This is a genomic window from Bradyrhizobium sp. HKCCYLRH2047, assembly GCF_051168175.1.
Taxonomy (GTDB): Bacteria; Pseudomonadota; Alphaproteobacteria; order Rhizobiales; family Xanthobacteraceae; genus Bradyrhizobium.
Genome location: NZ_JBNPUM010000001.1, coordinates 380,081 through 396,166 on the forward strand (window position 1 = coordinate 380,081; position 16,086 = coordinate 396,166).

At 64.8% G+C, this 16,086-nt stretch carries 18 protein-coding genes and 1 tRNA gene; 7 read left to right on the top strand and 12 right to left on the bottom strand.

What is annotated here, in order from left to right; genetic code table 11:
- Window positions 1–131: 131 nt before the first annotated feature.
- From ACQR1D_RS01780 to ACQR1D_RS01820, 9 genes are all read right to left on the bottom strand, one after another.
- Window positions 132–638, bottom strand: a complete 507-nt coding sequence (locus ACQR1D_RS01780) for a GNAT family N-acetyltransferase (protein WP_434838706.1) — start codon at window positions 636–638, stop codon at window positions 132–134.
- A 144-nt stretch (window positions 639–782) separates the two neighbouring features.
- Window positions 783–1,046 carry a DUF1150 family protein gene (locus ACQR1D_RS01785; RefSeq protein WP_009026315.1) on the bottom strand — a complete coding sequence of 88 codons (264 nt, stop codon included), beginning with the start codon at window positions 1,044–1,046 and terminating at the stop codon, window positions 783–785.
- A 58-nt stretch (window positions 1,047–1,104) separates the two neighbouring features.
- Window positions 1,105–1,530: an Hsp20 family protein gene (locus ACQR1D_RS01790; protein WP_006613108.1), complete on the bottom strand. Its 426-nt coding sequence runs from the start codon at window positions 1,528–1,530 to the stop codon at window positions 1,105–1,107.
- A gap of 134 nt (window positions 1,531–1,664) precedes the next feature.
- The gene (locus ACQR1D_RS01795) at window positions 1,665–2,744 is read right to left on the bottom strand and encodes a sn-glycerol-3-phosphate import ATP-binding protein UgpC (RefSeq protein WP_315805652.1); all 1,080 of its coding nucleotides are present in this window, start codon (window positions 2,742–2,744) and stop codon (window positions 1,665–1,667) included.
- Between the two features lie 138 nt (window positions 2,745–2,882).
- Entirely contained in the window at window positions 2,883–3,731 is an 849-nt protein-coding gene (gene ugpE, locus ACQR1D_RS01800) for a sn-glycerol-3-phosphate ABC transporter permease UgpE (RefSeq protein WP_315805653.1), read from the bottom strand.
- Complete coding sequence (gene ugpA / locus ACQR1D_RS01805) at window positions 3,731–4,612, bottom strand: sn-glycerol-3-phosphate ABC transporter permease UgpA (RefSeq protein WP_315805654.1); 882 nt, start codon at window positions 4,610–4,612, stop codon at window positions 3,731–3,733. Before ugpA ends, ugpE begins: the two co-directional genes overlap by 1 nt.
- Before the next feature lie 49 nt (window positions 4,613–4,661).
- Window positions 4,662–5,981: a sn-glycerol-3-phosphate ABC transporter substrate-binding protein UgpB gene (ugpB, locus tag ACQR1D_RS01810; protein ID WP_316178976.1), complete on the bottom strand. Its 1,320-nt coding sequence runs from the start codon at window positions 5,979–5,981 to the stop codon at window positions 4,662–4,664.
- Between the two features lie 211 nt (window positions 5,982–6,192).
- Window positions 6,193–7,395, bottom strand: a complete 1,203-nt coding sequence (locus ACQR1D_RS01815; protein WP_316178978.1) for a CaiB/BaiF CoA transferase family protein — start codon at window positions 7,393–7,395, stop codon at window positions 6,193–6,195.
- Between the two features lie 121 nt (window positions 7,396–7,516).
- On the bottom strand, window positions 7,517–7,942 hold the full coding sequence (locus tag ACQR1D_RS01820) for an organic hydroperoxide resistance protein (protein ID WP_009026309.1): 426 nt from the start codon (window positions 7,940–7,942) through the stop codon (window positions 7,517–7,519).
- 166 nt (window positions 7,943–8,108) lie between these two features.
- Here ACQR1D_RS01820 and ACQR1D_RS01825 point away from each other — a divergent pair, with 166 nt between their 5' ends.
- Window positions 8,109–8,570, top strand: a complete 462-nt coding sequence (locus ACQR1D_RS01825; RefSeq protein ID WP_434838705.1) for a MarR family winged helix-turn-helix transcriptional regulator — start codon at window positions 8,109–8,111, stop codon at window positions 8,568–8,570.
- A gap of 36 nt (window positions 8,571–8,606) precedes the next feature.
- On the opposite strand, the gene ACQR1D_RS01830 is transcribed toward ACQR1D_RS01825, so the two are convergent.
- From ACQR1D_RS01830 to ACQR1D_RS01840, 3 genes are all read right to left on the bottom strand, one after another.
- Complete coding sequence (locus ACQR1D_RS01830; protein ID WP_315805659.1) at window positions 8,607–8,843, bottom strand: GIY-YIG nuclease family protein; 237 nt, start codon at window positions 8,841–8,843, stop codon at window positions 8,607–8,609.
- A gap of 378 nt (window positions 8,844–9,221) precedes the next feature.
- A tRNA-Ala gene (locus tag ACQR1D_RS01835) sits at window positions 9,222–9,297 on the bottom strand.
- An 81-nt stretch (window positions 9,298–9,378) separates the two neighbouring features.
- Window positions 9,379–9,783, bottom strand: a complete 405-nt coding sequence (locus ACQR1D_RS01840) for a TIGR02300 family protein (RefSeq protein ID WP_315805660.1) — start codon at window positions 9,781–9,783, stop codon at window positions 9,379–9,381.
- Window positions 9,784–9,934: 151 nt separating this feature from the next.
- On the opposite strand from ACQR1D_RS01840, the gene aroA reads away from it, so the two are divergent.
- From aroA to ACQR1D_RS01870, 6 genes are all read left to right on the top strand, one after another.
- A complete protein-coding gene (gene aroA / locus ACQR1D_RS01845; RefSeq protein ID WP_434893669.1) occupies window positions 9,935–11,272 on the top strand; it encodes a 3-phosphoshikimate 1-carboxyvinyltransferase in 1,338 nt (445 codons plus the stop codon).
- Window positions 11,269–11,907 (top strand): (d)CMP kinase, encoded by a 639-nt coding sequence (gene cmk, locus ACQR1D_RS01850; RefSeq protein WP_434893668.1) that lies wholly within the window; start codon window positions 11,269–11,271, stop codon window positions 11,905–11,907. Before aroA ends, cmk begins: the two co-directional genes overlap by 4 nt.
- 250 nt (window positions 11,908–12,157) lie before the next feature.
- Complete coding sequence (gene rpsA / locus ACQR1D_RS01855) at window positions 12,158–13,867, top strand: 30S ribosomal protein S1 (RefSeq protein ID WP_315741235.1); 1,710 nt, start codon at window positions 12,158–12,160, stop codon at window positions 13,865–13,867.
- A gap of 217 nt (window positions 13,868–14,084) precedes the next feature.
- Entirely contained in the window at window positions 14,085–15,065 is a 981-nt protein-coding gene (sppA, locus tag ACQR1D_RS01860; RefSeq protein WP_315803968.1) for a signal peptide peptidase SppA, read from the top strand.
- A gap of 169 nt (window positions 15,066–15,234) precedes the next feature.
- A complete protein-coding gene (locus ACQR1D_RS01865) occupies window positions 15,235–15,552 on the top strand; it encodes an integration host factor subunit beta (protein WP_315803967.1) in 318 nt (105 codons plus the stop codon).
- A gap of 77 nt (window positions 15,553–15,629) precedes the next feature.
- Window positions 15,630–16,022, top strand: coding sequence for a lipopolysaccharide assembly protein LapA domain-containing protein (locus ACQR1D_RS01870; protein WP_315803966.1), 393 nt, complete (start codon window positions 15,630–15,632; stop codon window positions 16,020–16,022).
- The last annotated feature ends 64 nt before the right edge of the window (window positions 16,023–16,086 follow it).

The window sequence follows — 16,086 nt, forward strand, 5'->3', positions numbered from 1 at the left end:
CAACTTAAGGATTGGACACCTTCGCCTTAAACCCGGTTGGATTGTATCTGGTTGTCAAATCGACCGTTCCAGACATCGATGGAAACAAATTTCTCAAAGGCGCTTTCAGCAGCCGCGTCGTCTGACGCCGGCTATCGCAACGATCTCGCCATGTAGCGCACCGTCTTGGCGCCGCCATGGATGCCGGCCATCGCCAACGGCGCGAAGCCGAGCGCAGCATGAAACGCGTCCGACTGCGGATTGGGCGGATCCAGATTGACCTCGCAGACGATGTGGTCGTGGCCCGCCGCGGTCGCCTCCCGAATCAGCTCCTCATAGAGCTGCCGCGCCAGGCCCCGGCCGCGGGCGGCCGGCGCCACCACGATGCGGTCGACATAGACGAACCGATCGTAGCGCGCCCGGAACCAGCGGTGATTCGGATTGTCATAGGCGGCGGCGTGATCCAGCGCGATCACCAACGCGTCGGCCCAACCAACGCGCCGGGCGCGCCAGGCTCGATCGACCAGCTGCTCCAGCGCATCGGGCGAGAGCCAGGACAGCTCCGAGGCATGCGCATTGTTGAGCGCGAGCAGTGCGTCCGCGAGCGCACGATCTGCGCTCAGCTCTGCGGCGCTCAGGGGTGTTGTCGGCAACGTCATGTGCGGCGCTCGCTCCGGGCAGAAAAAAGGGCCGCCCCCGTTTCCGGGGACCGCCCTCGTGTCAGTGCGTGAGCCACATGGATCTCGTGAGCATCAAGTCTCACGAGACGCGGTTGCCGCAGGCGCTGCGGCGCGGCCTTTGCGTCAGTGCACGCTCACGGCCTGGAGTTCGTGGCTCCAAGCATTCGCAATCGCGGCTTCGCGGCTGTCGGTGAGCATGATCGGCGTGCCGTCAGCGGCATGCAAGGCGAACAGCTTCAGTCCCGGCGCGATGTGCGGTGCCTGCGGAAACAGTCCCGGTACGTCCTCGGAGCGGATCTGCTTCACATAAGCAATGTGGCCCTCGCCCAAGGTAGCCAGCGACTCCAGGGAGACGGGGGATTCCGACGCAACATTACCTTCAGTCATGGTCTCGACTCCTTCTGAGACTCAAGCGGTCGAGTCCGCTACTCGTTCCATCAAACCATTATTCGTGTTCATTGATCGCTATTGTCTTAACGATCCGCTCAGGCTCCGGCCTGGCCAGATCGACCGACAACAACCCGTTCTTCAGGTCCGCACCGAGCACATGCATTCCCTCCGCCAGCACGAAGGTGCGCTGGAAGTGGCGCGCGGCAATGCCGCGATGAATGTATTGCCTGGTCTTGTCGTCCTGCTGCCGGCCGCGGATGACCAGCTGGTTTTCCTCAATGGTGACATCGAGTTGGTCGCGGGTGAAACCCGCCACCGCCAGCGTGATCCGCAGACGCTCGGGCTGGCCATTGGTGCGTTCGAACCGCTCGATATTGTACGGCGGATACCCGTCGGCACCTTTGACGACGCGGTCGAGCACGCGCTCGATCTCGTCGAAGCCCAGCAGAAACGGACTGGAGAGCGAAGGAACACGAGACATGGTTTACAAAGTCCTCTCGAAGCGACTTTGATGTATCAGGGCCCTGTCGGCACCCCTTGAGCAGCAATATGGGCACGATCCGGGGTGCGTTCAAGCACCCCGAGTGCGCCGGAACGGTCAGCCTGTGGAAGGGCTTAAGCCGATAGCCGCTGCCGGCCGTCGGCCGAGAACAGGTGCAGCTTGGCCCGCGGCGCCACGGCGCGAATCCGCGCGCCGATCTCCGGCGCGGCCGTGCCCGGCAGCCGCACGATGATGTCGTTGGCGGTGGCGGAGAGCCGGTCGTCGCTGCCGGCGTCCTGGCGCGCGCCGTAGACATAGGTTTCGGCGCCGACGTGCTCGATCGCTTCGACGCGGAGGTCGAGCCCGACCCCGCCCGCCGGAACGGTGTCGCCGAGCTCGAAATCTTCAGGGCGGATGCCGAGCTGGCCGGCATCGGCGGGAACCGCGTCGGCACCGTGCAACTGGGGACGGAGGCCATCGACCGGCATCAGGTTCATCGGCGGCGCGCCGATGAACGATGCGACGAAGGTGGTGGCGGGCTTCTGATAGATCTCGAGCGGATTGCCGATCTGCTCGACCTTGCCGCCGTTCATCACCACCAGGATGTCGGCGAGCGTCATCGCCTCGAGCTGGTCGTGGGTGACGTAGATCGCGGTGGTGTTGAGCCGGCGCTGCAGCTTGCGGATCTCGACCCGCATCGCGATGCGCAGCTTGGCGTCCAGGTTGGAGAGCGGCTCGTCGAACAGGAACACCTTGGGCTGGCGCACGATGGCGCGGCCCATCGCGACGCGCTGGCGCTGGCCGCCGGAGAGCTGGCGCGGCTTCCGCTCGAGCATGGTGCCGAGCTCGAGGATGCGAGCGGCGTCCTCGACGCGCGTCCTGATCTCCTTCTCGGCCATGCCGCGATTGCGCAGGCCGTAGGCCATGTTGTTGTAGACGGTCATATGCGGATAGAGCGCGTAGTTCTGGAACACCATCGCGATGTCGCGATCGGCCGGCTCGATCGCATTGACGATGCGGCCGCCGATGTCGATCTCCCCCGAGGTGATCGTCTCGAGCCCCGCGACCATCCGCAGCAGGGTGGATTTGCCGCAGCCCGACGGGCCGACCAGCACGCAGAACTGACCGTCGCCGACATCGATATCGACGCCTTTGATGGCTTCGAAGCCGCCCTGGTAGACCTTGCGGACGTTGCGGAGGGTGACGTTGGCCATGGAATGATTACCGGTAGAGGTTGAGCAGCGGGCGGTGGCAGGCGAATGGCGAATGGGGAGTGGCGAGGAGGGGAAGGCGAACGGCTTCTGATGCCCGGATGTCTCTATTCGCTATTCGCCACTCCCTATTCGCCGTCCTCACTTTTCCGTCTCCACCAGCCCCTTGACGAACAGGCGCTGCATGACGACGACGACGAACACCGGCGGCAGCATCGCGAGCACTGCGGTCGCCATGACGATCGGCCACTCCGTCAGCGCGTCGGTCGTCGTGATCATCTTGCGGATGCCGATCTGGATGGTCTGCATGTCGTCGCGCGTCGTGATCAGCAGCGGCCAGAGATATTGATTCCAGCCGAGGATGAACAGGATCACGAATAGCGCCGCCATGTTGGTGCGCGACAGCGGCAGCAGGGTGTCCCAGAAGAAGCGGAACGGCCCGGCGCCGTCGATGCGGGACGCCTCCAGCAGCTCGTCCGGCACGGTCATGAAGAACTGGCGGAACAGCAGCGTCGCGGTGGCGGACGCGATCAGCGGCAGCGCGAGCCCCGCATAACTGTCGAGCATATGGAGGTCGGCGACGATCTTGTAGGTTGGATAGATGCGCACCTCGACCGGCAGCATCAGGGTGATGAAGATGAGCCAGAAGATCGGCATGCGGAACGGGAAGCGGAAGTAGACGACCGCATACGCCGAGATGATCGAGATCGCGATCTTGCCGACGGCGATCGAGAGCGCCATGACCAGCGAGTTCAAAAGCATGGTCGCAACCGGCTCGCGGGTCGAGCCGCTCGTGCCGACGAAGATCGTCTGATAGTAGGTCGACAGGAAGTGCCCGCCCGGCAGCAGCGACATCTGCCCGTTGGCGATCACCGCATTGTCCTGCGTCGAGGCGACGAATGCGAGATAGACCGGGAACGCGACGATCGCGATTCCGATCCACAGGATGACATGCGCGACGTAGCGTCGAATGCCTTCTTGCTCGACCATCAGTAGGTCACCTTGCGCTCGACGAAGCGGAACTGGATCGCCGTCAGCACGATGACGATGACCATCAGAACGACGGATTGTGCAGCCGAGGAGCCGAGATTGCCGCCGAGCAGGCCATCGGTGTAGACCTTGTAGACCAGCGTCTCGGTGGACTTGCCAGGACCGCCGCGGGTCATCGTGTCGATGATGCCGAACGTCTCGAAGAAGGCGTAGACGATGTTGATCACCAGCAGGAAGAAGATGGTCGGCGACAGCAGCGGGAAGGTCACGGTCCAGAACCGCCGCATCGGCCGTGCGCCATCGATCGCGGCGGCTTCGAGCACGCTCTTGGGGATGCTCTGCAGCCCGGCGAGGAAGAACAGGAAGTTGTAGGAGATCTGCTTCCAGGCGGCCGCGAGAATGATCTGCAGCGCCGCCTGGTCGCCGTCGAGCAGCGGATTCCAGTCGATGCCCATGGCGCGCAGATAGCGCGAGATCACGCCGAGCGAGGGATGCAGCATGAAGATCCAGAGCACGCCCACCACCGGCGGCGCCACGGCATAGGGCCAGATCAGCAGCGTCCGGTACAGCGTCACGCCGCGCAGCGGCTTGTCCGCCATGACCGCGAGCAGCAGCGCGACCGACAGCGACGAGAATGCGATGGCGAAGGAGAAGCCGAAGGTGCGGAGAATGGCTTCAAAATAGTCCGGCTGGCTGAGCAGGTCGGCGTAGTTCTCGAACCAGACGAAGCTCGTGGACAGGCCGAACGCGTCCTGCAGCAGGAACGACTGGATGACGGCCTGGATGGCGGGCCAATAGAAGAAGATCAGCACGATCGCAAGCTGGGGAGCGACCAGCACGAACGGCAGCAGCTTTGACTGGAAGATGGCGTTCTTCTGCATGATCGGTCGGCGAGCCGGCAGGCCGCGGGTGGCCTGCCGGCTCTTGGCCTTATTTCACGGCCGTCTTTTCGAACTGGCGCAGCATCTGGTTGCCGCGCTCGACGGCGGCGTCCAGCGCCTGCTTGGCGGTCTTCTTGCCGGCCAGAGCCTGCTCGATCTCCTCCGACCAGACGTCACGCAGCTGCACCATGTTGCCCAGGCGCAGGCCGCGGGAGTTCTCGGTCGGCTCCTTGTTGGTCAACTCGAGCAGCGGGGTCTCCAGATAGGGCTGATCCTTGTAGAAGCCCTCGGCCTTGGCCTTGGCATAGGCGGCCTTGGTGATCGGCAGATAGCCCGACGCCTTGTGGATGTAGACTTGGCGGTCGGTGTCCGAGAGGAAGGTCAGGAACTTGGCGACGCCCTTGTACTCATCGGCCGACTTGCCGCCCATGACCCAGAGCGAAGCGCCGCCGATGATCGAGTTCTGCGGCGCGCCCTTCACGTCGGGGTAATACGGCATCGGTGCGGCGGTGAAGGCGAACTTCGCCTGCGCCTTGACGTTGCCGAAGAACGCCGACGAGGTCAGGTAGATCGGGCATTCGCCCGAGGTGAAGCGGCCCTCGCCGGTGTTGGTGCGGCCGGCGTAGTCATAGGTCTTGTCCTTCTGCAGCTCGACCAGGTTTTCGAGATGCTTGACCTGCAGCGGACCGTTGAACTCGAGCACGGTGTCGAAGCCGTCGAGGCCGTTGGCCTTGCTGGCGAGCGGCACGTTGTGCCAGGCGGAGAGCTGCTCGAGATTGACCCAGGTTACCCACGAGCCGGAGAAGCCGCAGGTCGGGTGGCCGGCCGCGTGGAGCTTCTTGGCGGTCTCGAACAGCTCGGGCCAGGTCTTCGGGATCTCGGCGTTGACCTTCTTCAGCTCATCGAGATTGACCCACATGACGGTGGAGGACGAGTTGAAGGGGAAGGACAGCATTTCGCCCTTCGAGGTCGAATAGTAGCCGGTGATGGCCGGCAGGTAGCTCTTGGGATCGAACTTCTCGCCGGCGTCCTGCATCAGCTTGTAGACCGGCTTCACGGCGCCGGTGGCGGCCATCATCGTGGCAGTGCCGACCTCGAACACCTGCATGATATGCGGGGCATTGCCGGCGCGGAACGCGGCGATGCCGGCATTCATCGTGTCGGCGTAGTTGCCCTTGTAGGTCGGAACGACCTTGTAGTCGGTCTGCGAGGCGTTGAAGTCGTTGGCGAGCTTGACGATGACGTCGTTGTTGGCGCCGGTCATCGCGTGCCACCACTGAATCTCCGTCACCGCGTGTGCGGGTGCGGCGGCGCCAAGGACCAGCGTGGCTGCCGCAGCGGCGGCTGTCCAGAATTGTCGAAGTGACATTAAAAAAATTCCTCCCATGGAACGTCATCGGCGTCGCGGCCGTAGCAGCGCGAGATGACAGTTTTGTGAATGTATAACCGGTTGGATCGTCAGCGGAAAGCGCGTTCGTCGCGGCTTTGCGGCGCAACGCCGCGAGTTGTGCGAGACGGCGCGGCGCCCGGGCGATGCCCGAGGCGACGCTCGCGTTGCGAGACGACAGGCTGATGGCGCTTCACCGCTTGCGCTCTGCGCACACGGTGCCCTCGGACAGCAGGGCCTGGATCTCGGGCTCCGAGTAGCCGAACTCGCTGAGCACCTCCTGGGCATGCTGGCTGAACTTCGGCGGGGTGGAGCGCAGGCTCGGCTTGGTGCGTTCGAGCCGGATCGGCGAGGCGACGCCCTTGTACCAGTCCTTCTCGATGACATCGCCGCGGTGGATCGTGTGCGGATTGGTCAACGCCTGGTCGATCTTCTGCACGGGTCCCGCCGGCAGGCCGGCTGCGAGCAGCCGGTCGCACAGCGGCTCCGCCTCGAATTGGCTGAACACGGCGGCGAGCTCGGCGCGCAGTGCCTCGCGATTGGCGACGCGATCCTTGTTGCGGGCGAAGCGCGGATCGGTGCCGAGTTCCGGCCGGCCGATTTCCTTGGCGAGCTTGCGGAAGGTGCCGTCATTGCCGACGCCGATGAAGATATCGTCGGTCCTGGTCGGGAAGATCGCATAGGGCACGAGGTTCGGATGCTCGTTGCCGGTCAGCGACGGCGGCTTGCCATGCATGAAGTAGTTTGCGGTATGCGGATGCATGATCGCGAGGCCGGTCTCATACAGCGTGACCTCGAGGAACTGACCGAGCCCAGAACGCTGCCGTTCCGACAGCGCCATCAGGATGCCGATCGCGGCATAGAGGCCGGTGGTGATGTCGACCAGCGGCACCCCGATCCGCATCGGCCCGCTTTGCGGCGAGCCGGTCGCGGCGATCATGCCGGTCATCGCCTGGATGATCGCGTCATAGCCGGGATTGCCGCCGCGTGGACCGTCGGCACCGAAGCCGCAGATGCGGCAGTGCACCAGCTTCGGGAATTTCTCGCGCAGCGTGTCGCTGCCGATGCCCCATTTCTCCAAGGTGCCGGGCTTGAAGTTCTCGATCAGCACGTCGGCGGTCTCGAGCATCCGCATCAGCACGACGCGTCCGCCCTCGGACGCGAGATCGAGGCCGATCGAGCGCTTGTTGCGGTTGATCCCGACGAAATAGGCGGCGTCCTCGTCGTGGAACGGAGGGCCCCAGTCGCGCACTTCGTCGCCGGCCGGCGGCTCGACCTTGATCACGTCGGCGCCGTGATCGGCCAGGATCTGCGTGCAATAGGGCCCGCCGAGCACGCGCGTCAGATCGATCACGCGCAGTCCGGCCATGGCGCCGGGAGCAAATTGAGGTGTCATCGGATGTCGCGAGGTTGGTTTCAGCTCGCGATCATTAAGCATTGCAGCGCGCGCGGCGCAAACGGGGCCTGCCATGCGGCAGGACGAGGGAGGCCGTCCTGCCGCACGACGGAATTGAAGCTCAGACGACGCTCAGCTTGACGTCGACATTGCCGCGCGTGGCGTTGGAATAGGGGCACACCTCATGCGCCTTGGCGACCAGCGCCTCGGCGTCAGCCTTGGCGAGGCCGGGCAGGGAGACGGCGAGCTCGACGGTGATGCCGAAGCCGCCTTCCGAGCGCGGCCCGATGCCGACGGTGGAGGTCACCGACGTGTCGGCGGGAACCTTCGGGCCGCCCTGCGAGCCGACGAACTTCATCGCGCCGATGAAGCAGGCGGCGTAGCCCGCCGCGAACAACTGCTCCGGATTGTTGCCGGCACCGCCGCCGCCGCCGAGCTCCTTCGGGGTGGAGAGCTTGACCTTGAGCGAGCCGTCGAGGGTCGCCGCCTCGCCGTCGCGGCCGCCGGTGGCCTTGGCGCTGGTCTTGTAGAGCACGTTCACGGACATGGGGGGTCTCCTGGTTGGACGAATTCAGTGACCCCATATTGCACGCAATTAGATTGTGCACAAGATAATTGTTCGGTAGAAAATTCGTGATCGGTGCGCCGGGCCCGTTGTCGATGCGAGGCGCGCGGGCTCAAGATGCCGATAGGATCGACCTGTGGTGACCTCGATGCGAAAGAAGTCCGCGGCAGATCTGCCGCTCCAACTCGGCAACCAGCTCTGCTTCGCCGTCTATTCGACCGCGCACGCCTTCAACCGCGTCTACAAGCCGCTGCTCGACCGCCTGGGCCTGACCTATCCGCAATATCTGGTCATGCTGGTGCTGTGGGAGCAGGACGGCCTGACGGTGAAGGACATCGGCGCGCGGCTGTTCCTCGATTCGGGCACGCTGACGCCGCTGCTGAAGCGGATGGAGGCTACGCATCTGGTGAAGCGGACCCGGTCGGCCGAGGACGAACGGCAGGTGCTGATCACCCTGACGAGCCAGGGCGCGAGCCTGCGCGACAAGGCAAGAGCGATCGTGCCGCCGGCGATCCTGGATGCGACGGGATGCTCGATCGCGGAGCTCACGGATCTCCACGGCAAGCTGGTGAAGCTGCGGGAGCGGCTCGATGCGGCGGCGGAGGGGTGAGGCCTCCCGCCAGATCAGCCTCGGAACACCGCATCGTTAGAGGCGCTTCTTCGCAAACGCCCGACCTGAGCCAGATTTGAGATACTTCTCGAAGGCGAAGGCCTGCTTCACGTCGTTGAAAGCGATGTAAGTCTTGAGCCGCCACGGCCGAAACTTCGAGGTGTGCGGGACTTCGCCTGCATTGTGCTTTGCGACCCGAGCCGGGACGTCGTCTGTGATGCCGGCGTAGAAGTGCTCGCCATCGAGGCTTTCGAGGATGTAGACAAACTTCATGGCAGGCCGCCCCGACCCTTCTAGGTACGATTGTGGCAGGCGATGCCGCTTAGGGTCTACAGCTTCGGTCGAATGAGCAGTTCGAAGGAGGTGGCCTTATCGCCCGGAGCCCAGGTCCGCCTTCGCCCTTCGGGCTATGGCGCGACAGCCCTCGCACGCTTCGCGCAATTGGCGGATTAGGGTGGCTTGCCGAGCCGAAGCTCGCGAAGCGACGGAGAGGGGGGTATCGTCGTGCGGAGCGAAGTCCGCCTTCGCCTTCCCGCCTGCGCCAAAGAGGGCTCCGGCGTCCAGGCTACGGCGCGACAGCCTTCGCTCGCTTCGCTCAATTGGCAGATTGGGGTGGCTTGCCGAGCCGAAGCTCGCGAAGCGAGCGAAGGCTGGTGGAGCCAGGCGGGATCGAACCGCCGACCTCTTGCATGCCATGCAAGCGCTCTCCCAGCTGAGCTATGGCCCCTGAACCGAACCGGCGGTCTGGGTGACCGCCGGGGAGCACCGTGAACCACAGTTCGCGGCTGATCTCAAGTGTCTTCGACGATTATTCTTCGTCGCCGCCGACATCACCGATGATGTCGGTCACGTCCTCGTCGCCTTCTTCCTCGTCGGCGATGAAGGTCGAGTCATCATCCTCGTCATCGTCGAGGGTCTCGTCGATCTCGATGTCGTCCTCCGATTCGGGAACGACGGCCTTGACCTTGCCGGAGTTCTCCTCGGCATCGGCCTCCTCGAGCGACACCAACTCCTCGGCCTCGGCGGGCTCAACCACGTCGGCCGCCGCAGCGGCACGCGCAGCCTCGCCGCGCATGGCGCGGGTCGGAGCCACGGGCGCGATCGGCACGACCTCGCCGGTGTAGGGCGAAATCACCGGGTTCTTGTTGAGGTCATAGAACTTTTTGCCCGTGGTCGGGCAAATGCGTTTGGTTCCGAGCTCGGATTTGGCCACGTGCAGGCGTCCTGGCAATGTCTGAAAAGCGGTGTCTCACTTGGCTAGTTGCCGCGCCGCTGTCAATAGCGCTGTCAACGGGAAAATCACCGCTCGTGACGGAGGGCGGGGGCTGTGATACCTGCCGCGTCCGAAACACGAGGATCCCGCCGTGAGCACGTCAGCCGCCCCGACTCCCCTGGAATCACGCGCCTCCGGGCCCCTCTCGGGCACGATTCGCGTGCCTGGCGACAAGTCGATCTCGCACCGGGCGCTGATCCTGGGGGCGCTGTCGGTCGGCGAGACCCGGATTTCCGGCCTGCTCGAGGGCGAGGACGTCCTCAACACCGCCGAATCGATGCGATCCCTGGGTGCCAAGGTCGAGCGCACCGGCGACTTCGCGTGGACCGTCCGTGGCGTGGGGGTCGGCGGCTTCGCCCAGCCCAGCACACCGCTCGATTTCGGCAACTCCGGCACCGGCTGCCGGCTGGTGATGGGCGCCGTCGCCGGTTGCCCGATCACGGCCGTTTTCGACGGTGATGCCTCGCTGCGCAGCCGTCCGATGCGGCGCATCCTCGACCCGCTGGCGCTGATGGGCGCGAAGGTGGTGTCGATCGCCGAGGGCGGCAAGCTTCCGTTGACCCTGCAGGGCGCCGGCAACCCGGTGCCGATCGAGTATCGCACGCCGGTGGCTTCGGCCCAGATCAAGTCGGCGGTGCTGCTCGCGGGCCTCGCCGCGCCCGGTGTGACCACCGTGATCGAGCAGGAGGCCAGTCGCGACCATACGGAGCTGATGCTGAAGCATTTCGGCGCGGAGATCGCGACCACGCCGGAAGGGTCTCATGGCCGCCGCATCGCACTGACCGGCCAGCCGGAGCTGTGTGGTGCCCCCGTGATCGTTCCCGCCGACCCGTCCTCGGCCGCGTTCCCGCTGGTCGCCGCGCTGATCGTCGATGGCTCGGACCTCGTGCTGTCGGACGTGATGACCAACCCGCTGCGCACCGGCCTGTTCACGACCCTGCGCGAGATGGGCGCCTCGATCGAGGAGGACGACGTCCGCGGCGATGCCGGCGAGCCCATGGCCCGGCTGCGCGTGCGCGCCTCGAAGCTGAGGGGCGTCGTGGTGCCGCCCGAGCGCGCGCCGTCGATGATCGACGAATATCTCGTCTTGGCCGTCGCCGCCGCCTATGCCGAGGGCACCACCGTGATGCGCGGCCTGCATGAGCTGCGCGTCAAGGAATCCGACCGGCTGGAGGCCACCGCGGCGATGCTGCGTGTCAACGGCGTCAAGGTCGAGATCAGCGGCGATGACCTGATCGTCGAGGGCCGCGGTCACGTGCCGGGCGGCGGCATCGTCGCGACCCACATGGACCACCGCATCGCGATGTCCGCCCTCGTGATGGGCCTCGCGTCCGACAAGCCGGTCACCGTCGACGATACCGCCTTCATCGCCACCAGCTTCCCGGATTTCATCCCGCTGATGTGCAAGGCGGGCGCGGATTTCGCATGATCATCGCCATCGACGGCCCGGCGGCCTCGGGCAAGGGCACCATGGCCAAGCGTCTCGCGGCGCATTACGGCCTCAGGCACCTGGATACGGGCGTGATCTACCGGGCCGTTGCCCATGCGCTGCTGACCGCCGGCATCGACCTCAAGGACGAGGTGCGGGCGGCGGACGCCGCCATGAGCCTGGATCCCTCGACCTTCGACAATCCGGCGCTGAGGTCGCACCAGGTCGGGTCCGCGGCCTCCGTGGTCTCGGCGTTGCCGAAAGTGCGCGAGGCGCTGGTGGCCTTCCAGCGTCAGTTCGCAAGCCAGCCACCCGGTGCCGTGCTCGACGGCCGTGACATCGGAACCGTGATCTGCCCGGACGCCGAGGTGAAGATCTACGTCGTCGCCGATCCCCGCATCCGGGCGCATCGCCGCACGCTCGAGGCGCTTTCGCGGGGGGAACCGGCCGACGAGGCGGCCATTCTGGCCGACATCCTGGCGCGCGACGAGCGCGACCAGAACCGGGCCGTCGCGCCTTTAAAACAAGCCCCGGATGCTTACTTGCTTGACAACTCCCATTTGGATATAGAAGGCGGCGTCCGGGCCGCCATCGACATCGTCGAGGCCGTTCGAGCGGGCCGCCAGCGGGTTTGATTTCCGCCGGCGTCATTGGAGGAAAGCCCGCTCCCGCCCTTGACCGTCGATAGCTCGATTGCGGTTCAATCGAGTCCGATCAGCCGGACGCACTTCATACGTATCGCATGTGCAGGCACTGCCGGCCCGCGTCGTTTGCGCTTATCGCGCTGACAGCGCGGACGTCTGGGGATTTGTGGACCTCCAGGCATTGTCCATTCGATGCGCCGATCAACCCAAGCTGGCGAGAATGTCCGCATCTGGAGAACAAATGGCTTCGAGTACCTCTGCTTCTTCCTACAATCCCAGCCGCGATGATTTCGCCGCGATGCTGGACGAGTCCTTCACCAAGGGCAACCTGCAGGAAAGCTCTGTCGTCAAGGGCAAGGTTGTTGCGATCGAGAAGGACATGGCCGTCATCGACGTCGGCCTGAAGACCGAAGGCCGCGTGGCGCTGCGCGAATTCGCCGGGCCCGGCCGTGACAGTGAATTGAAAGTCGGCGACGAGGTCGAAGTGTTCCTCGATCGCATCGAGAACGCGCTCGGCGAAGCGGTGCTGTCGCGCGACAAGGCGCGCCGCGAAGAGAGCTGGGGCAAGCTCGAGAAGGCGTTCCAGAACAACGAAAAGGTCAACGGCGTCATCTTCAACCAGGTCAAGGGCGGCTTCACCGTCGACCTCGACGGTGCCGTGGCCTTCCTGCCGCGCTCGCAGGTCGACATCCGTCCGATCCGCGACGTCGCGCCGCTGATGAACAACTCGCAGCCGTTCCAGATCCTCAAGATGGACCGTCGCCGCGGCAACATCGTCGTGTCGCGCCGGACCGTGCTGGAAGAGACCCGCGCCGAGCAGCGCCAGGAGCTGGTGCAGAACCTCGAAGAGGGTCAGGTGATCGACGGCGTCGTCAAGAACATCACCGACTACGGTGCGTTCGTCGACCTCGGCGGCATCGACGGCCTGCTGCACGTCACCGACATTGCCTGGCGCCGTGTCAACCATCCGACCGAGGTGCTGAGCATCGGTCAGACGGTCAAGGTCAAGATCATCAAGATCAACCACGAGACGCACCGCATCTCGCTGGGCATGAAGCAGCTGCTCGACGATCCGTGGCAGGGCATCGAGGCGAAGTACCCGCTGCAGGCCCGTTTCCATGGCCGCGTCACCAACATCACCGACTACGGCGCGTTCGTCGAGCTCGAGCCGGGCATCGAAGGCCTGATCCACGTCTCCGAGATGTCGTGGACCAAGAAGAACATGCACCCCGGCAAGATCGTGTCGACCTCGCAGGAGGTCGAAGTGCAGGTGCTCGAGGTCGACAGCGTCAAGCGCCGCATCTCGCTCGGTCTCAAGCAGACCATGCGCAACCCGTGGGAGGTCTTCGTCGAGAAGCATCCGACCGGTTCGGTGGTCGAGGGCGAGGTCAAGAACAAGACCGAGTTCGGTCTGTTCCTGGGTCTCGAAGGCGACGTCGACGGCATGGTCCATCTGTCGGACCTCGACTGGAAGCAGCCCGGCGAGCAGGTCATCGACAACTACAAGAAGGGCGACATGGTCAAGGCCGTGGTGCTCGACGTCGACGTGGAGAAGGAGCGCATCTCGCTCGGCATCAAGCAGCTCGAAGGCGATCCCTTCGCCGAGCCGGGCGATGTCAAGAAGGGTGCGGTCGTCACGTGCGAGGTGCTCGACGTCAAGGACGGCGGCATCGACGTCAAGATCACCGGCACCGACTTCACCACCTTCATCAAGCGCTCCGAGCTGGCGCGCGATCGCAACGATCAGCGCACCGAGCGGTTCGCCGTCGGTGAGAAGGTCGATGCCCGCGTGATCCAGTTCGACAAGAAGGCCCGCAAGGTCCAGGTGTCGATCAAGGCGCTGGAAGTCGCGGAAGAGAAGGAAGCCATCGCGCAGTACGGCTCGTCCGATTCGGGCGCGACGCTGGGCGACATCCTGGGCACCGCACTCAAGAACCGCGACTCGAAGTAAGCCTTCGCGTCCTGTGATCAGATCAAAGCCCCGGCGCAAGCCGGGGCTTTTTTTGTTCCGGAGACGCGAGGATGCGCGCTCTGTCCGGGCGGAGCCGGCATCCGGCCACTTCACCGCGAGCCTTCCTTTCTTCAAATTGCGCCGTGATTGATGTAATCGGATAACGAGATATTCAGGCTGCGGATGCAAAACGCGCCGAGACTTCCAGGAGCTGTCCATGTCGCTTGATTCGGATGTGATCGTCGATCGCCGCAGGCTGCGCCGCAAGCTGACGTTCTGGCGGGTGGTCGCGGTGCTGATCGCGGTCGCGGCTCTTTCCGCCATCGGCCTCGCCATGTCGCCGCGCGGCCGCACCGTGCTGTCGACCACCGGCTCGATCGCCCGCGTCAATATCGAGGGCCTGATCCGTAGCGATCATGAGCGAGTCGAGGCGCTGGAGCGGCTCGAAAACTCCTCGGCCGAAGCCGTCATCGTCCACATCAATTCGCCGGGCGGCACCACGGCCGGCTCCGAGCAGCTCTACGATTCGCTGGTCCGGCTGAAGGCGAAGAAGCCGCTGGTCGTCGTCGTTGAAGGTCTCGCGGCGTCCGGCGGCTATATCGGCGCGATCGCTGCCGATCACATCGTCGCGCAGCAGAGTTCGCTCGTCGGTTCGATCGGCGTGCTGTTCCAGTACCCCAATGTCGGCGAGCTGTTGAAGACGGTCGGCGTGAAGATCGAGGAGGTCAAATCCTCGCCGCTGAAGGCCGCCCCCAACGGCTACGAGCCCACCAGCCCGGAAGCGCGTGCGGCGCTCGACGCCCTGGTCAAGGATTCCTACGCCTGGTTCCGCGGACTGGTGAAGGATCGCCGGGCCATGAATGATGAGCAGTTGGAGAAGGTGGCCGACGGCCGCGTCTTCACCGGCCGGCAGGCGATCGAGCTGAAGCTGATCGACGAGCTTGGCGACGAGAAGACCGCGGTCGCCTGGCTCGTCGCGAACAAGAACGTCAAGAAGGACCTTCCGGTGCGTGACTACAAGCTCACGCCGCGGTTTGGCGATCTCACCTTCCTGCGAACGGCCACCTCGATCGCGCTCGACGCCGTCGGCCTGTCCGGAATCGCCCGCCAGCTCGAGCACACCGGCGTGGTCCAGGCGGTCGATCGCATCGGCCTCGACGGCATGCTCGCGCTCTGGACGCCCGCGCCGGGCAATTGAACTCGCCAAGACCATCCTCGGGACGATCTTCCCGTTTCGCGTGTGCCATGGCGAGGCCCCGTATCCGGCCTCGCCCCCCGATTCACGGCCGCGATGAATGATTTAGCGTCTTGACAGTCCAGCATATTTTCACGGAAATGGGACCTGTCTCCCCGGGTACATTTTCTCGATGATCAAATCCGAGCTGGTTCAGCGTATCGCCGAGCACAACCCGCATCTCTACCAGCGGGATGTCGAGAACATCGTCAACGCGATCCTCGACGAGATCGTCGCGGCGCTCGCCCGCGGTGACCGCGTCGAGCTGCGCGGTTTCGGCGCCTTCTCGGTCAAGCATCGGCCGGCCCGCGCCGGTCGCAACCCGCGGACCGGGGCGCATGTCCCGGTGGACCAGAAGAGCGTCCCGTTCTTCAAGACGGGCAAGGAAATGCGCGAGCGGCTGAACCGAGACAATCCCGCGGGCGCTGCGGCTGACGACTCAGACGATTGAAGCATCTCGCGCCGGCCGTGCTAGTCGTCGGCGGCTGATTTCGAGGCGAATCCGGCCTGACTGACACGAGCGAGCGCATGCGAAAATTCTTCACTGTCGTGGTCGTCCTTCCGCTGCTGGTGCTGTTCGTCATCTTCGCGGTCGCCAATCGGCATTTCGTTACCGTATCGTTTGATCCGTTCAACGCGACCGATCCGGCGCTCGCGGTATCGGTCCCGTTGTTCGCCTTGATCATCGCCGTCGCGATCCTGGGCGTGATCGCAGGTGGTTGTGCCACCTGGATCGGCCAGCGCCGCTGGCGGCGGGCCGCGCGCCGTCATCAGGCCGATGCCGAAGCGGCCCGTGCGCAGGTGGTGCAGTTGAGCGCCGCGGCGCGTGCAAATCAGGGCTCGGCACAATCTCTGGTTCCGGCGGCGCCGGCGCGGCTTTTCGCCCCTTATGGGCGAGACAAGCAGGGCGCCGCGTTGTAGAAGGCGCCCAAGCTCGGCGGCCTTTGAAGCCGCCGGCTTCTGGTGATCCTTTCCGCCCGGACGT

Coding starts and splice junctions, on each gene's coding strand:
- ACQR1D_RS01780 (WP_434838706.1), bottom strand. CDS start 638: ATGACGTTGCCGACAACACCCCTGAGCGCCGCAGAGCTGAGCGCAGAT.
- ACQR1D_RS01785 (WP_009026315.1), bottom strand. CDS start 1,046: ATGACTGAAGGTAATGTTGCGTCGGAATCCCCCGTCTCCCTGGAGTCG.
- ACQR1D_RS01790 (WP_006613108.1), bottom strand. CDS start 1,530: ATGTCTCGTGTTCCTTCGCTCTCCAGTCCGTTTCTGCTGGGCTTCGAC.
- ACQR1D_RS01795 (WP_315805652.1), bottom strand. CDS start 2,744: ATGGCCAACGTCACCCTCCGCAACGTCCGCAAGGTCTACCAGGGCGGC.
- ugpE (WP_315805653.1), bottom strand. CDS start 3,731: ATGGTCGAGCAAGAAGGCATTCGACGCTACGTCGCGCATGTCATCCTG.
- ugpA (WP_315805654.1), bottom strand. CDS start 4,612: ATGCAGAAGAACGCCATCTTCCAGTCAAAGCTGCTGCCGTTCGTGCTG.
- ugpB (WP_316178976.1), bottom strand. CDS start 5,981: ATGTCACTTCGACAATTCTGGACAGCCGCCGCTGCGGCAGCCACGCTG.
- ACQR1D_RS01815 (WP_316178978.1), bottom strand. CDS start 7,395: ATGACACCTCAATTTGCTCCCGGCGCCATGGCCGGACTGCGCGTGATC.
- ACQR1D_RS01820 (WP_009026309.1), bottom strand. CDS start 7,942: ATGTCCGTGAACGTGCTCTACAAGACCAGCGCCAAGGCCACCGGCGGC.
- ACQR1D_RS01825 (WP_434838705.1), top strand. CDS start 8,109: ATGCGAAAGAAGTCCGCGGCAGATCTGCCGCTCCAACTCGGCAACCAG.
- ACQR1D_RS01830 (WP_315805659.1), bottom strand. CDS start 8,843: ATGAAGTTTGTCTACATCCTCGAAAGCCTCGATGGCGAGCACTTCTAC.
- cmk (WP_434893668.1), top strand. CDS start 11,269: ATGATCATCGCCATCGACGGCCCGGCGGCCTCGGGCAAGGGCACCATG.
- rpsA (WP_315741235.1), top strand. CDS start 12,158: ATGGCTTCGAGTACCTCTGCTTCTTCCTACAATCCCAGCCGCGATGAT.
- sppA (WP_315803968.1), top strand. CDS start 14,085: ATGTCGCTTGATTCGGATGTGATCGTCGATCGCCGCAGGCTGCGCCGC.
- ACQR1D_RS01865 (WP_315803967.1), top strand. CDS start 15,235: ATGATCAAATCCGAGCTGGTTCAGCGTATCGCCGAGCACAACCCGCAT.
- ACQR1D_RS01870 (WP_315803966.1), top strand. CDS start 15,630: ATGCGAAAATTCTTCACTGTCGTGGTCGTCCTTCCGCTGCTGGTGCTG.